Source organism: Nonomuraea sp. NPDC026600 (genome assembly GCF_040638335.1).
Lineage (GTDB): Bacteria > Actinomycetota > Actinomycetes > Streptosporangiales > Streptosporangiaceae > Nonomuraea.
Window position 1 is genome coordinate 259,756 of record NZ_JBEZYD010000004.1, and the last position, 14,207, is coordinate 273,962.

At 69.5% G+C, this 14,207-nt stretch carries 10 protein-coding genes; 1 reads left to right on the top strand and 9 read right to left on the bottom strand.

Annotation, left to right across the window (positions count from 1 at the left end; translation table 11 throughout):
- Positions 1–172 precede the first annotated feature (172 nt).
- The 4 genes from AB0F17_RS11395 to AB0F17_RS11410 all read right to left on the bottom strand — a co-directional run bounded on the left by AB0F17_RS11395 (position 173) and on the right by AB0F17_RS11410 (position 4,722).
- A complete protein-coding gene (locus AB0F17_RS11395; RefSeq protein WP_358019973.1) occupies positions 173–556 on the bottom strand; it encodes a hypothetical protein in 384 nt (127 codons plus the stop codon).
- A 93-nt stretch (positions 557–649) separates the two neighbouring features.
- Entirely contained in the window at positions 650–1,030 is a 381-nt protein-coding gene (locus tag AB0F17_RS11400) for a hypothetical protein (RefSeq protein WP_358019976.1), read from the bottom strand.
- A 336-nt stretch (positions 1,031–1,366) separates the two neighbouring features.
- A complete protein-coding gene (locus AB0F17_RS11405) occupies positions 1,367–4,201 on the bottom strand; it encodes a BTAD domain-containing putative transcriptional regulator (RefSeq protein WP_358019979.1) in 2,835 nt (944 codons plus the stop codon).
- Positions 4,202–4,461: 260 nt separating this feature from the next.
- On the bottom strand, positions 4,462–4,722 hold the full coding sequence (locus tag AB0F17_RS11410) for a GlsB/YeaQ/YmgE family stress response membrane protein (protein ID WP_358019982.1): 261 nt from the start codon (positions 4,720–4,722) through the stop codon (positions 4,462–4,464).
- Positions 4,723–5,015: 293 nt separating this feature from the next.
- On the opposite strand from AB0F17_RS11410, the gene AB0F17_RS11415 reads away from it, so the two are divergent.
- A complete protein-coding gene (locus AB0F17_RS11415) occupies positions 5,016–6,890 on the top strand; it encodes a BTAD domain-containing putative transcriptional regulator (RefSeq protein WP_358019985.1) in 1,875 nt (624 codons plus the stop codon).
- 24 nt (positions 6,891–6,914) lie between these two features.
- Here the strand turns inward: AB0F17_RS11415 and AB0F17_RS11420 are convergent, their stop codons facing one another.
- The 5 genes from AB0F17_RS11420 to AB0F17_RS11440 form a co-directional block, all read right to left on the bottom strand.
- Positions 6,915–9,755 (bottom strand): BTAD domain-containing putative transcriptional regulator, encoded by a 2,841-nt coding sequence (locus tag AB0F17_RS11420; protein ID WP_358019988.1) that lies wholly within the window; start codon positions 9,753–9,755, stop codon positions 6,915–6,917.
- Between the two features lie 273 nt (positions 9,756–10,028).
- Positions 10,029–10,904, bottom strand: coding sequence for a glycosyltransferase family 2 protein (locus AB0F17_RS11425; protein ID WP_358019991.1), 876 nt, complete (start codon positions 10,902–10,904; stop codon positions 10,029–10,031).
- Between the two features lie 254 nt (positions 10,905–11,158).
- Complete coding sequence (locus AB0F17_RS11430; RefSeq protein ID WP_358019994.1) at positions 11,159–12,490, bottom strand: hypothetical protein; 1,332 nt, start codon at positions 12,488–12,490, stop codon at positions 11,159–11,161.
- A gap of 37 nt (positions 12,491–12,527) precedes the next feature.
- Positions 12,528–13,448 carry a hypothetical protein gene (locus AB0F17_RS11435; protein ID WP_358019997.1) on the bottom strand — a complete coding sequence of 307 codons (921 nt, stop codon included), beginning with the start codon at positions 13,446–13,448 and terminating at the stop codon, positions 12,528–12,530.
- A 5-nt stretch (positions 13,449–13,453) separates the two neighbouring features.
- Complete coding sequence (locus AB0F17_RS11440) at positions 13,454–14,008, bottom strand: hypothetical protein (protein WP_358020000.1); 555 nt, start codon at positions 14,006–14,008, stop codon at positions 13,454–13,456.
- Positions 14,009–14,207 lie beyond the last annotated feature (199 nt).

Here is a 14,207-nt window from a genome sequence, read left to right on the forward strand (position 1 = left end):
TTGAAGGTCGCGTGATCGGAATGATCGGCTCGGCATGACAGACGCTCGCCCATGACTGTCAGTTGGGCGCACCCACACTGAACCTCCTCGTGGACATCCCCGTACGCCGTCGACGGCGGGAGCGGGATCTTCATCGATACCGCTCCCGTCATCGACGGCTACTGAATGAATCTCAGTAGAATACGCACGGCACTTCGCCACCGTGTTGTGCGGGTAAATCACACTCGCGAGATCCCAGGAACTTCAAGTCCACTGTATAGAAGTAGACTTGGACCTTCCCCTTCCACCACCAGTTGCGGAGCATGTTGCAGCGCAGCTGGTCGGACGAACCGTTCAGGGGCATCTTTTCGTGTTGGACCCAGTTGCTGTCCTGGTTGTAGCCGTGGACCGCGTACCAGAAGATGTCATTGTGGCCGGGTCCGACGCAGACCCTGACCTGGACCTCGTCGCCGATTATCCCCGCTGAGGCCGGACCGGTGGTGAGGCCGATGGTCGTAGCGACGGCGATGGCCAGAACGAGGATGGCTTGCACCCAGCTCTGCAGGTGACGCAGCATTCAGACTCGCTTTCTGCGGGTTGGGGGAGGGCAGCGGAGGTGTGATCGGCTGTGGCCGTTGACCTGTCACGGCCGACCCCTGCCTAGGCGATATCAGTCGAAATTGCAGTACGTTGTCGACCCGAATTCATAGCCGGCAAAACATTTCCGGGTGCCCGTGAGCTCGTTGTCGCTGGTGTAGAAATTGACGCTGACCCAGCCGACCCACCACCAGTCGGGGACGATGCCGCAGCGACGGCCATTGATCCGCGTGTCGAAGATGTCCTTTGGCGAGAACACGTAGTCGCCATTTTGGTTGTATCCGTACACGTCATACTTCTGAATGTCATCGTGACCGGAGCCGACGCAGATCTGCACTTGCGTCGCGGTGCCGGCCGAGGCCGGGGCGACCGCGACGCCGCCGGCAACGGCAGTGGCGAGGGCCAGAACGAGAGCCGCTCGTACGCCGATCCGTCCCTTGAAGTGACGCAACATTCAAAGACGCCTTTCGTTGAGTGAGGTGGAAGCGGGCACAGGCCACCGTCTCCCTATTTCAGGATGCCCCCCGGACATAAAACACTGTGTGGCCCGCGCCGTCGTGGTGATCGGACGGTCGCCGCCCAGCACCCGTTCAGCTGGGGGGCGAGGAGGGACCGCGCAGGATTGGCGGTGTCGAGATGGAGGAGATTTCGGCGTATCTCGTTGACATCGACCATGATGCAGGCCGGAGGTTGACAGCCCGATGACGAATTGAATACGCCGGTATTCGGGGTCCGGGTAGCAGGGCGGAGATCGCCCCGTACAACCCACTACCTGCGATCGCCGACCTGGTCAGGGGCCGCCGCGGCAGGAGCGTCTGACCCGTCTCTCGGCGCCCACCAGGTCGGGCATGTCGAGGTAGTGGAGCTTGTCGCGGATCTCGCCCGCCGTCGCTGGATCGGCTTCGTCGACCAGGTCCAGGGCTCGTTGCCAGGCGGCCCTGGCCGCGTCCTGGTCACCGTCCGCACGGTGGCTGTCGCCGAGGTGGCGTAGAGTGCCGATCTCGTTGTACCGGTCGCCGACCTCCCGGTAGAGGGTCAGGGCGTGCCGGTAGTACACGATGGCCCGCTCGTACTCGCCCAGCCGGTGCAGGGCGTAGCCGAGGCCGTCCAGGACCCCCGCGTCGCCGTAGCGGTTGCTCAGGCCGTTCAGCTTGATCAGCGCCTCCTGGAGGTACGAGGCGGCCCGGCAGTCCTGGTCCAGCCTGATGTGGGTCCAGGCGAGCGCGTGCAGCATGCCGGCCTCGCCGGCGGGGTCTCCGGTGGCGGCGTACAGGTCGAGCGCCTGTTCGGCCTGTTGGATTGACTCCTCGTACCGTCCGACCTGGTCGAGCAGCCACGCGTGGGTGCGGTGGGCGGTGGCCAGCCCGCTCAGGTCGCCCAGTTCCTCGTACAGCTCCAGCGAATGCCGGATACCGGGCCAGGCCACGTGGTAGTCCCCCAGTCGCGCGGAGGCGCGGGCCAGCGCCCGATGGAGGTGCGCCTGCGCGGTCCTGTGTCCCAGCCGCAGGGCGGCGGCGAGCCCGTGGCGCTGTACGGTCGCGCCGTCACGCCAGTGACCCTGCTGATCGAGGAAGCGTTCCAGCGCCCAGGCCAGTTGCCAGCTGTGCGTGTCGAACCCGCCCTGGGCCGCCAGCTCCACCACGGACATCAGGACGGAGTGCTCGGCCGTGAACCAGGCCAGCGCCTGCCGGTCGTCATCGAACTCCGGCACGGACCCGGACAGCTCCGGTTGTCTCCAGAACGGGGCGAACTTCCTGCATGCCCCATGCGCCTGCTGCGTGTAGTGGTCGAGCAGCCGTCGTACGGCCGCGTGCCGATCGTCCTCGGAGTCCTCCATGAGTTCGGTGGCGTACGCGCGCAACAGATCGTGCGCGACGTACCGGCCGGGAGCGTGCTCGGTGAGCAGGCTGGCTCTGGTCAGCTCGTTCAGTGGACGCCGTACGGGCTCACCCGCGAGAGCGGCCGCCGCACCGGCGCCGACATCCGGCCCCGGATGCAGCGCCAGCAGCCGGAACAGGCGGGCCGCCCCCGCGCTGAGCGACCGGTAGGACCACGAGAACACCGCCCGCACGTCAACGGCCGGGTCGCCGTCCGCGAAGGCGTCCAGCGTTTCGGGCGTCTCGCGCAGCTCGGCGGCGATCGCGGAGAGCGGGAAGGCCGGGTTGGCGGCGGCGCGGGCGGCCACCACGGCCAAGGCCAGCGGCAGACCGCCGCACCGTTCGACGATCTCGTCCACCGCCTGTGCTTCCCGCACGACCCGCTCCTCACCGAGCCGCCGGGTCAGCGACTCCCGGGCGTCCTTGACCGGGAACAGGTCCAGCGTCATCGGAAGCGCCCCCTCCGTCGCCACCAGGCCCGGCAACCGGTCCCTGCTGGTGATCAGCACCAGGCAGCCGGGGCAGCCGGGCAGCAGCGGGCGTACCTGGTCGGCGTCGCGGGCGTTGTCCAGCAGGATCAGCACCCGACGCTCGGCCAGCAGGCTCCGGTACAGCCCGACCTGCACGTCCATCGCGACCGGGATCCGGTGCGGCGGCACGCCGAGCGCTTCCAGGAAGCCCCGTAGGGCCTCGGCGGGGTTCATGGCAGAGCCGAGGCGGTCGAAGCCGCGCAGGTTCACGTACAGCTGGCCGTCCGGGAAACGGTGGGCCACCTGGTGCGCCCAGTGAACCGCCAGCGTCGTCTTGCCGACGCCCGCCATGCCGCCGATGGCGCTGATCACGACCGCCCCCAGCGCGTCACCGTCGAGCAGGGCCAGGGCCCTGGCCAGGTCAGCCCGCCTGCCCGCGAAGACGGCGAGATCGGCGGGCAGCTGCGCGGGCCGCACCACGACGGCCGCCTCGCCCGTCGGCGCCACCGCGAGTCCGGTCGCCTCACCCACGGGTCCGGCCGTCTCGCGCAGTACGCGCTGTTGAGCGGCGCGTAACTCGGGACCCGGTTCGATGCCCAACTCCTCGGCGAGCTCGTCGCGGACCGCCTGCCAGATGTCCAGCGCCTCGACCTGGCGGCCGGTGGCGGCCAGGGCGAGCACCAACCTGGCCTGAAGCCGCTCGTCCAGCGGATGCCGGGTGGCCGCCACCCTCAGCGCGGGCAGCAATCCGACCATCCCGCCGTGTTCCAGCGCCACGTCGGCCGCCGCCAGCGCGACCGTGATCCGCTCCTGCTCCAGAGCGGCGAACACCGGCTGGGACCGTGCCTCGGCCGGAAGGCCCGCCGCCGCCTCCCCCTGCCATGAGTCCAGCGCGTCCGCGTACAGCTCCACCGCCTCTGCAGGGGCAGCCAAGCGGGCCTGTTCGGCCAGGTGGCGGAAGCGCAGCAGGTCGAGCGTGCCGGCATCGGCCTTCAGGCGGTAGCCGCCCGCGCCCCGAAGCAGCCAGCCGCCCTCCGCTCTGGACGGAAGCCCCGGCTCCATCAACCGGCGCAGGTTGCCCACATATCTCTGGACGACGTTGACCGAGCTGGGCGGCGGGTCCTGCCCCCAAAGGACGTCGATCACCTCATCCAGGCTCACCGGCCGTCCCGCGTACGCCAGCAGGAGGGCGAGCAGGGCCCGTTGCTGCGGAGGACCGGAGTTCAGCTCGACGTCTCCTCGCCAGAGGCGCACAGGCCCCAGCACCGCGAACCGCATCCGCCGCAACTCCCTCCATCAGCACTGACATTCGGGAGTATTTTGGATCGGCTATGCAATCGGCTTGCAGCGGGCTGAAATCCGGCAACCCAAGCTCATCGTGACAGTACGTGGGGGCTGAGGGGTGCTCAATGCCCTCTTTGGGGGAGAAACCGGCGAGATCGTCGGCCCGCCCGCCGTCCGGACCCGAACTCAATACAAAAGAGGCGGCCGTCGCCGGAGCCCAGTGCTCCGGCGACGGCCGCCTCTTTGTCGTAGCGTCAGGAGTTGCTCTTCTTGCTCATGCTGCTCGCGACAGTGGCCACGCAGACCACGGCGAGGGCGAGTTGCACGAGGAGCACCAGCCACCCCTTGTCGGCGAAGCCGACCAGGTAGGCGATTCCGGTGCCGACGGCAGCGGCCACGGTACCCGCGGCGATGGTGGCGAACACGCTGATGTTCTGCCGTCCGGGCAGGATCAGCCGGCCGAGGCCACCGGCGATGGCACCCGAGATTACGCAGCCGATCAGGAAATAGAGCATGGTCGTTCTCCTCGGTTGAGTGGATCGAAAGAGAGTCGCGGCTATCCGCCGTCCGTCTGTCAAGAGTTGGCCTGTCTTGCCAGGTCACCGCGCATGACCGTACGGACTCACCCGCATGAGGAACGTTGACGGCCCGTATATGTGGCTGTGCGGGAGGGCGGTCACATTTCAGTCAGTCCTTGTGCAGAAACGCCGCCCTACGATGGCCCGTGCCCTGGAGGTTTCATCAGACACGCAGGCGCCGAGGGGAGGCTGCCCGCGGGCACGAGGAAGCATGGGGAGGACGATCGATCATGAGTACGGGGTTGCGATTCGCTTTGCTGGGACCGGTCCGGGGGTGGCGCGGTGAAACGGAGCTGGACCTCGGCGCGCCCCAGCAGCGGGCGGTGCTCGCCCTCCTGTTGTTACGCGAGGGTGAGACCGTGTCGCTCGATGAGCTCGTGGACACGCTGTGGGGGGATCGGGCGCCTGGATCCGCGCGGGCCATCGCACGCACCTATCTGTCCCGGTTGCGCGGCGTCCTGCACTCCGGCGCGGACGAGGACCGGGTGATCAGGTCATCGGGCGGCGGTTACGCCATATCGCTTGGCGCGGTGGGCGTGGACTGGGTCTCCTTCTGCGGGCTCGTACGCGAGGCGCAGGCGATGCGCGCGGGAGGGAACCCAGCCGAGGCTGCCGACCTGTTGCGCAACGCCTTACGGCTGTGGAGAGGAACACCCCTGGGCGGCGCCCGCGGCGACTACATCGACCAGGAACGCACGCGCTTGGCCCAGCACAGGGTGGCGGCGCTGGAGGAACGACTGGCGCTTGAGCTGGAGCTCGGCCAACACGCCGAGGTCAATGAGGAACTGGCCGCGGCTGTCGCCGCCGAGCCCATGCGAGAGCGGCTGCGGGAGCTGCAAATGATCGCCCTGTACCGGTCAGGCCGGCAGGCGGAGGCGCTGTCGGCCTACGACGGGGTACGGCGGCTGCTCGCCACGGAACTCGGCATCGATCCCGGTGGCGGCCTGCGCGAGCTGCATCAGCGCATCCTGCGCGCCGACCCCGGGCTCGCCGCGACGACGCGGTGCCCGGTTGCGACCTTGCCGACCGGGCGGCCGCCCGCCCAACTGCCGGCGGCGCCGCTCGGTTTCGTGGGCAGAGAGGCGGAGCTGGCCGCCATCGAGAACACGCTGCGTCCCACCGGAGGGACGCCGGTCGTGGCGATCACCGGGCTCGGCGGCATGGGAAAGTCCGCGCTCGCTGTCCAGACCGCGCACGCGATGCGGCACCGGTTTCCCGACGGCCAGATCTACGCCGACCTCGGAACCTCCAGCGGCCGTCCGACGGCTCCTGCCGCGGTGCTGGGCTCGTTCCTCCGCTCGTTCGGCGTGCCGGAGGAGCGGCTGCCCACCTCTCTTGAGGAACGGGTGGCGTTGTGGCGAACCGTGCTGGCCGATCAGCGCGTACTGATCGTGCTGGACGACGCGAGCGACGCGAATCAGGTACTTCCCCTGCTGCCGGCGGCGCCAGGCTGTGCCGCGATCGTCACCACCTGGAGGCACCTGATCGACCTGTCCGGCGTCCGCTGGTTCCGGCTCGACGCCCTGCCGCGGGACGACGCGCTGGAGATGCTGGCCAGGCTGGCCGGCCACCGGCGAGTCCTGGAGGAGCGACGAGCCGCCGTCGAACTGGTCGACCTGTGCTCGCACCAGCCACTGGCCGTACGCGTGGCCGCCGACCTGCTGCAGGCCAGACCACACTGGACGGTACGACAGGTCGGCCGACGGCTGGAGGACGACCTGTACCGGCCCGCGGGTGGGAACGACGACTGCGCGTTGATCGAGGCGCCCTTGCTGCTGGCGCAGAGCCGGCTCGGCGCGCAGCAGGCCACAGCGTTCCGGCTGGCCGCGCTGCCCGACTACGGAGAGCTGGTGGCGGACTCGGCCGCGGCGCTGCTCGACCTGCCGCGACCTCAGGCGCATCGGCTGCTGGAGTCGCTGGTCGAGGCGCACCTGCTGCTGGCCGGCCCGTACGGAACCTATCGGTACCACAGCCTGGTGCAGGCCTTCGCCAGGCGACAGGCCTGGACACGCGAGGGCGTCGAACGATGCGAGGCCGCGTTGAGCAGGCTGATGCGCTTCCACGCACAACGCCCCACGGCCACGGCGGCGCTCCCCATGGCCTGATTCCGGGTGATGACGACGAGCCCATCACCGCCGGTCGCCGAGTTTGGCGGTGATGGCCGCCCTGGCCTCGGTGCGGGAGTCGTAGAGGCATCCCAGGGCCGCCCGCCAGTTCGACCGGGCCGCATCGAGGTCGCCGACGGCGTGCAGGGCGTCGCCGAGCCGCTCCAGCACCAGAGCGTCGTGGTCACGGCCGTGCCACGCCTGGCCATCGCCCAGTGCCAGGGCCCTGCGATAGTTGTCGATGGCCGCGCGGTGCTCCCCGAGACCGTGATGCGCCCAGCCGATGGTGTAGCGATTGAAGCTCTGGCCGATCACGCTGCCGACCTCGGTGTGCAGGGTCAGTGACCGCCGGGTGTAGGCCAGTCCCGCTCGATGGTTGCCCAGCCGGATGAGCACCCAGCCCACCGCGTTCAGGGCGCCCGCCTCCTCGAAGGCGTCGGCCCCGTCCCGCCGCGAGAGTGCGAGCGATCGCCGCGCGTGGTGCAGCGCCTCCTGGAACCGGCCCTGCCTGTCGTGCAGGCGAGTCAGTTCGAGGTGCACGATGGCCTGGCCCTTCACGTCCCCCAGTTCGGTGAACGACTTCAGCGCGTGCCGGTAGTTGTCGTACGCCTCTTCGGGCAGTTCGGCACGTGTACACGCCGATGCCAGGGTGTGCAGGGCGTGGGCGTGCATGGAAGCGTCCCCCAGCCTGGCCGTGGCCCGCACCGCGACCCGCGCCAGTGCCAGCGCGCTCTCCCCTGAACGGAACAGGATCAGGTACGTATGCGCGGACCAGGCCAGATGCGCGACATGGTGGTCGAGCCCGAGCTGAGCGGCGTGCTCGACCGTGGAGCGGATGACGCTCTCCTCGGCGGTGAACCAGGCCAGCGCCTGAACCGTGTCGCCGATCCGGTCCGGGGTGACGCGACTCTGCGGCCGGGGGAAGGGAAGCGTGTTCTGGCCGGGCTTCATCGTCTCCGAACAGCGGTGTGCCGTGTGGAGGTAGTGGTCGAGGAGCCGGTGCAGGGCAGCCGTGAGATCGTGGCCCGTATCTTCGGCGGCGGCCGTTTCGGCGGCGTACCCGCGTACCAGGTCATGGAAGGCATAGCGGCCGGGAACGTGCTCGGTCAGCAGGTGGGCGGCGGTGAGCTCCACCAGCAGGGGACGCGCGCGGCGAAGGCTCAGGCCGGCCAAGCCGGCCGCGGCCGACGCGCTCAGGTCGGATCCCGGGGCGGTACCCAGGAGCCGGAACAGCCGTGCCGCCTCCGGAGTGAGCGCGTGGTAAGACCAGGAGAACACCGCCCGGGGGGCGGCCGTCGAGTCGAAGCCGGCGAAGGCGTCCAGGCTGTCGCACGCCTGGCGCAGTTCGGCCGCGATGGACGCCAGGGTGAAGGTGGGATGCGTCAGGGCGTGGGCGGTGACGATGGCCAGCGCGAGTGGCAGCCCGCCGCACAGGGACAGGATCTGTGCGGCCGCGTCCGGCTCCGCCTGCGTCCGAGCCGCGCCGAGCCGCGCGCGAAGCAGGTCGGCCGCTTCGCGCGTGGACAGCGGGCCGAGGGGCAGCGTATGAACACCCTCGTCGACGACGAGCCCGTCGAGCCGGTTGCGGCTGGTCACGATGACCAGGCAACCGGTGTCCGCGAGCAGCAGCGGACGTACTTGCCGCGCGTCCCGGGCGTTGTCCAGCAGCAGGAGCAACCGCCGTCCGGCGACACGGCCACGGAGCAGGGCCGCTCGGGCTTCCACCGACGCCGGGACCTCCTCCGCGGCCACGCCGAGACCGGCCAGCAGGACGCTCAGCGCCTCACCGGCGCTCATCGCCTGCCCGCTGGGGTGAAAGCCGCGCAGGTTCAGGTACAGCTGCCCGTCGGCATAGCGGTGGGCGACCTGATGCGCCCAGTGCACGGCCAGGGCGGTCTTGCCGATGCCGCCCATTCCGCAGATGACCCTGACCATCGGCGTGTCCGGCCCGAGCGCCGGCATCTGCGCCAACTCCGCGCGCCGCCCCGCGAAGACCGGCGGATCGGCGGGCAACTGAGCGGGCTTGGTGACTTTGTCCGCAGTGCGGGTGGTTTGTGGAAGGGTGCTCCTAACGCCAGGAACGGCCCGTCGGTACAGCACACCTTCTCCGGCCGCCGTCAGCTCAGGACCGGGCTCGATGCCCAGGTCGTCGGCGAGGTGCGCGCGGACCCTTTGATAGACGGCGAGGGCCTCGGCCTGACGTCCGGTCGCGGTCAGCATCTGGACCAGCCGGGCCTGCGACAGTTCGTCCAGCGGATCCCGCTCGGCGACCGCCCGCACTGTGGGCAGCAGCCGCTCAGGCATGCCGGACGCCAACGCGCAGTCGCCGGCCTCGCCCACGGTCGCCGCATATTCCCGGTCCAGTGCGACGAACACCGGCCGGGCCTGAACCTCGGGCCTGATCCCGGTGCCGGCGGCCCCCCGCCACAACCGCAGAGCCCGCGTATAGCGTTCCACCGCCTCGTCGGGGTGATTCTCGGCGGCGGCCGCCCGGGCCTGAGCGACATGCTGCCGAAAGCGGAGGAGGTCCACGCTGGTCGCGTCCACCGCGAGCTGATATCCCCCCGCCCTGCGCGAAAGCCAGCGGCCCGCCTCTCGTGCCCGCAATCCCGGCTCCAGCGCTCGGCGCAACATCCCCACATTCCGATGGAGTATGTTGAGCGCGGTGCGCGGCGGGTCCTGCCCCCACAGCCCGTCGACCAGGTCTTCAACGCCGACCGGCTGTCCTCCGGCGGCCAGCAGGAGGGCCAGGAACGCGTGCTCCTGCGGCCCGCCCAGACGAACCTCACGGTCCTCCCGCAGCACCCGCAGCGGGCCCAGCACTGTGAACCACATCCGGCCGGGCAGGACGGTCACCACCTTCATGCTTCACTCAGACGGCCTTTCAACACCACCAAGGCCGAGATCCATCGCCGCGTTCGCCAGACGGATGGTCTCCTCGTCGTCTGCAACGAGCCGCCCCGGTACAGGGACTCCTCAGGCCGATCACCGAAACCCACAACATCATCCCAGATCTCCCGCCAAACCGGCGTTCACCTGTAACCCGTGCCAGACACCTCACAACTCTGGCTGGTCGGCTCGGTCAATGGCGGAGACCAACACGAAGCAGTCGTCCTGCGCAGAAACCAGGCTCCTGGATCAGACAGGGGGCCGGCCCGCCCGGGCAAGCCGTGCCACCGTGGACCAGCGCATCGGTGTACGGGCGCCGTGCCCTCCGCGCAGCCCCTCGGCGAGTCCGGCAAGGGAAGCGCGTAACGCCGCGGGATCTCGGAAGCGCCACAGAGTCGTCAGGGCCCAGATGGCGAGGTTGAGGGGGATCAGCGGGGCGGGCAGGTTGCGGAGTGCCAGCCAGACCCGGTTGCGGGCGTTGAGACGGTAGAAGGCCGCATGGCGGGCCGGGTCGGTGGCTGGGTGATGAACGATGACATCGGGCGCGTAGTGGCCGATGCAACCGCGGTCCCACAGCCGCCAGGCCAGGTCGACTCCCTCGTGAAAGAGGAAGAAGTGGCCGGGCCACCCGCCGACGGCCTCGAACAGGTCGCGGCGGACCATGACGACGCCCTCGGCCATGACGGTCACGGTGCCGCTCCGGTCGGGGTGAGAGACGCGCAGGCGGGGCACCCAGCGCCGCAGGGTACGGCCGGTGACCGGGTCGGCGATGCGCGGCTGGACGAAGGCGCGGCGTGGGTCGCGGGTGAACTCCGCCGCGAGGCGGAACAGCGCGTCAGGGGCGGGGAGTACGGCGTCGTTGTCGAAGAAGAAGATCAGGTCGCCTTTCACGTTGGCGGCGCCCACGTTGCGTCCTTCGGGAATGCCCACGTTCGTCGGCAACTCGACGGTCCGCACGCCGCCCGGCACCTGGTCGGGTGCGCAGCCGTTGCCGACCACCACCACGTCCAGGTCGATGCCTTGCTGGGAGAGCAGGGAGTTCATCGCGACGGAGAACTCTTCGGGCCGGTCGTTCATGGTCAGGACCACGGCGCCGACCGTGGGGCGAGGGGTGCCAGTGCTCACTGGTCTTCCTTTGCTGCCTCAGGCGCGCTGGTACCGACGACTTCATGGTCACAGATGATGCGTTCGGCTACCGCTCACTGCGCCGCCATGCTGTCGTCACACCACGGACGCCCCACCTTAGTAGGCGGAGATGGTTGGCGGGGCCGATCGGACCGCGCGTCGCGCCGCCCGATCGGCCCCGTTTGTCGTGCTCGAGCAGAAAGTCGTGGACCTCCAGATTCATGGCCCGACTCGGCTTGGCCACAGTGAGCCGGCTAGCGGAGGGAGCGGTTGGTGCCTGCGGGGGCTCCGGCACCGACTGGGGTGGAGGCGGTGGGGCGGTCGGACGTGCAGCGCTGCTTCTCCGAAGGGGTCATCGGGCCGGTGCGTTGGTAGACGCGGTCGGAGAGTTCGGTGGCGGGGTGGTCCAGGACGGTGTACAGGCGCCATTCGGTGTTCGGGTCGGCGGGTGTGGGGTTGGAGGTGAACCAGCCCTCGGTGCGCCGGCGCCCGGCCTGGGTCTCGATCCATGAGGCTTCTGAGGGTTGGAGGACCTCGGTGACGTTCTCGGTGGCGGTGGTGGTCCATGGGGGGTTGGTCGCGGATCCGGCGGTGAACTGCTGGGCCATGTTGCTGGTCGAGGTCCCGCTGCCGGGCAGTCCGGCGGCGGCGGGGAGGTCGCCGTAGGAGGTTGCGCCGACGGTGATCGGGCGGGTGCGGGTGAGGGCGTTGCGGGTGCAGTTGATGTACGTGCCGCTGTTGACCTGCGCGGGCTCGTAGTAGGCGTAGGAGTAGGGCTTGTCCGGGGTGAAGGTGCACCTGCCCGGCGCACTGTTGCAGTGGCTCACCGCCTCGGTCACCGGCCTGCTGTCGTTGCCGTAGAAGGCTTGGGAGGGCGGCAGGGCGGTTTTGGGGATGGTCTTGTCCACCGGTGGCGGGGTCTGGACGGCCCGTAGGTCGGCGATCATGGGGCCGCAGTTTCCGTTGGCGTTGGCGTTGGCGGGCACCTGGGAGGTGAAGGTGAGCAGCGGTTCGTGCTCGCTCGCGGTGAAGGTGTAGGTCTGCCCGGTGCGCCAGACGCCCTTGCCGAGGGTGTTGAGCTTCTTGTCCGGATCGGGGGCGGTGGTCCGATCGCTGACCGGGCCGCCGGCGCCTTCGACGGTGTAGGGCTGGCCGTCGGCGACGGCTGCCGGGGTGCACGCGGCGGCGATGCCGGGACTGTCGTCGAAGGTGACGGTGACCTGGGCGCCGGCGCGTACGCCACGCAGTCGCTGCTTGAAACCGTAGGTGGCTAGCGGGAAACGCAGCATGAGGGCGGTCTTGGCGTCAGGATGCCCGGACTGGGCGCCCGCGTAGCGGCCGACGCCGGATGATGTGCCGGATCCGGCGGTCGAGCCCACGGACCAGCCTTGGACCGCGGCCCAGTTCACGCTGCCTGGCGGGAAGGCGGGGAGGGCGAAGTCGCCGTTGATGACCGCGACCGGCCGGCTGGCGGATGTGTCGGCGTGCGAGGGCTGGGCTGCTGTGGACAGGCCCAGGCATAGGGTGCCGGTGATGCCGACGGTGCGGACCGCGCCGGTCCAGACCCGGGTGTGCGGGGTTCTCACAGTGATCTCCACGGAATGGTGTGCTCTGGCGGGACGGTCAGGAACGCTCGACGGGCAGCATGGTGCGCTCCCTGAGGTGGGAGCCTGGCGGTAGCGCGGGAACGACCGTCAAAAGATCGGCGCGGCGGGCGAGAGCGTTGATGGTGTCGTCCACGGCGGTCTTGCCGCGGGGACGCACCTGGTCACAGGTGTTTCCGGGCACGGTGAAGGTCTGGGCGAAGAAGGTGCTGGTGTTGACGGTTGAGGGGCCGGTGACGACGACGTCGCGGACCAGGAGACCGCCGCGGGTGGTGATCGTGCCGGCGATCCGCTGCATGGCGGAACTGGCCGCGAACGCCAGGGCGTCGCCGGAGCGAACGGTGGTGCTGTAGCTGGTGGACTCGGTGTGCTCGGTGGTCCAAGTGCGCTGGTACTGGAGCTTGAAGGCGCCTTGGAAAGCGCCCTTGAGACCGAGTGAGCCCGCCAGCTTGCCGCTGCCGCTGGCACCGGCCTTGGCCCCGACCGTGGCGCTGGGGCCCTGCTGCTTGTTGGGGGTGTCGAAGCTGCCGTTGCCTTCGGCGTTCACTCCGGCGGAGACCTCGCCGGAGGCGTTGATCTGCCCCTCCACCGTGATGTTGCCGGTGATCTCGCCGCCGAGATTGTCGCTGCTGCCGGTCTTCAGGGTGATCTGGCGGTTCACCGTGATCGGGTCGTCGGTGCAGTTGATGGCCGCGTTGCCCAAAGACTTGACCGTGCTGTAGTAGTCGCCGGACGCGGCTTTGTCGATCTCGAACCGGCAGCCGCCGGGGTGCGTGGCGCAGTACTTGGTCGCTCCCCTCGTCGACGGCAGCGGCTCGTCGCCGGCGAAGGCCCGCGCGGTGGGCACGTGCGGCTCCGGGTCGGCGAACGCGGCCACCGGCACGAGCGCGACCAGGGCGGCGGCGGGAAGCAGCGCCATCCGCCAGGCTCGGGAGTTCATGACGATCATCGGTTCATCAGCTCGCAGACACCGGTCAGCTCGGCGAGGTCGCCAGAGGCCGTGAACATGGCAGGCAGATCTGCGGCGAACGCCTCGCACGTCGCGCCCACGGCGGGTCCGGCGTTGTCCGTCGGCACGGGGCGGAGACCGTCCAACGCCTCCTGGGCCGTGTCCATACCCGCACGCTCCTTGGCGCCTATGCCCTCAAGCTGTTCGGCGCCGGCACCGAGGAGGTCCCCCATGCACTGCTTGCCCTGCGCGGAGCCGGGAGAGCACTTCTCGGTCTTCTCCTTGGCCTCGGCGATGTCCTTCTTGGCCTGGGCCGAGTCCTTCTTGGCGTCCTGGCGGCCGGAGTCGACACTGTCCCGTTCCTGGTTCGACGCGCCGCACGGCTTCGGCTCACCGCCCGGGCAGGGCTCCTCCGGCGGAGGATCGGACTGGATGACAGCGGCGATAGGGGAAGCGGCGGCCGTCGCCGCCGCGGCTGAGTCCGCAGGGGTGAGGGCGCAGACGGCGGCGAGCCCCAATGCCGATGTCAGAAATATACGGATGCGGTGCATGCCCTTTTTCCAGCGAGTTGAGCGGATGGGGTTAGGTGCGTCGAAGAGACGCACGCACACCGTAGCGATCAACGCACGCAAAGTAAGATCACCGTGTCCGGCGTGTTCACCGATTCACGCGCGAGACCTGGCCGCCGCCCGCGCCGTCAAGACGCTTTGAGCTGGCCTTTCTCCCTGCTTTGCACCTAGTGACGCCTGT

Excerpts from the sequence above, each read along its gene's own strand:
- AB0F17_RS11400 (WP_358019976.1), bottom strand. The coding sequence starts at position 1,030 with ATGTTGCGTCACTTCAAGGGACGGATCGGCGTACGAGCGGCTCTCGTT.
- AB0F17_RS11395 (WP_358019973.1), bottom strand. The coding sequence starts at position 556 with ATGCTGCGTCACCTGCAGAGCTGGGTGCAAGCCATCCTCGTTCTGGCC.
- AB0F17_RS11435 (WP_358019997.1), bottom strand. The coding sequence starts at position 13,448 with ATGAACTCCCGAGCCTGGCGGATGGCGCTGCTTCCCGCCGCCGCCCTG.
- AB0F17_RS11440 (WP_358020000.1), bottom strand. The coding sequence starts at position 14,008 with ATGCACCGCATCCGTATATTTCTGACATCGGCATTGGGGCTCGCCGCC.
- AB0F17_RS11410 (WP_358019982.1), bottom strand. The coding sequence starts at position 4,722 with ATGCTCTATTTCCTGATCGGCTGCGTAATCTCGGGTGCCATCGCCGGT.
- AB0F17_RS11405 (WP_358019979.1), bottom strand. The coding sequence starts at position 4,201 with ATGCGGTTCGCGGTGCTGGGGCCTGTGCGCCTCTGGCGAGGAGACGTC.
- AB0F17_RS11420 (WP_358019988.1), bottom strand. The coding sequence starts at position 9,755 with ATGAAGGTGGTGACCGTCCTGCCCGGCCGGATGTGGTTCACAGTGCTG.
- AB0F17_RS11415 (WP_358019985.1), top strand. The coding sequence starts at position 5,016 with ATGAGTACGGGGTTGCGATTCGCTTTGCTGGGACCGGTCCGGGGGTGG.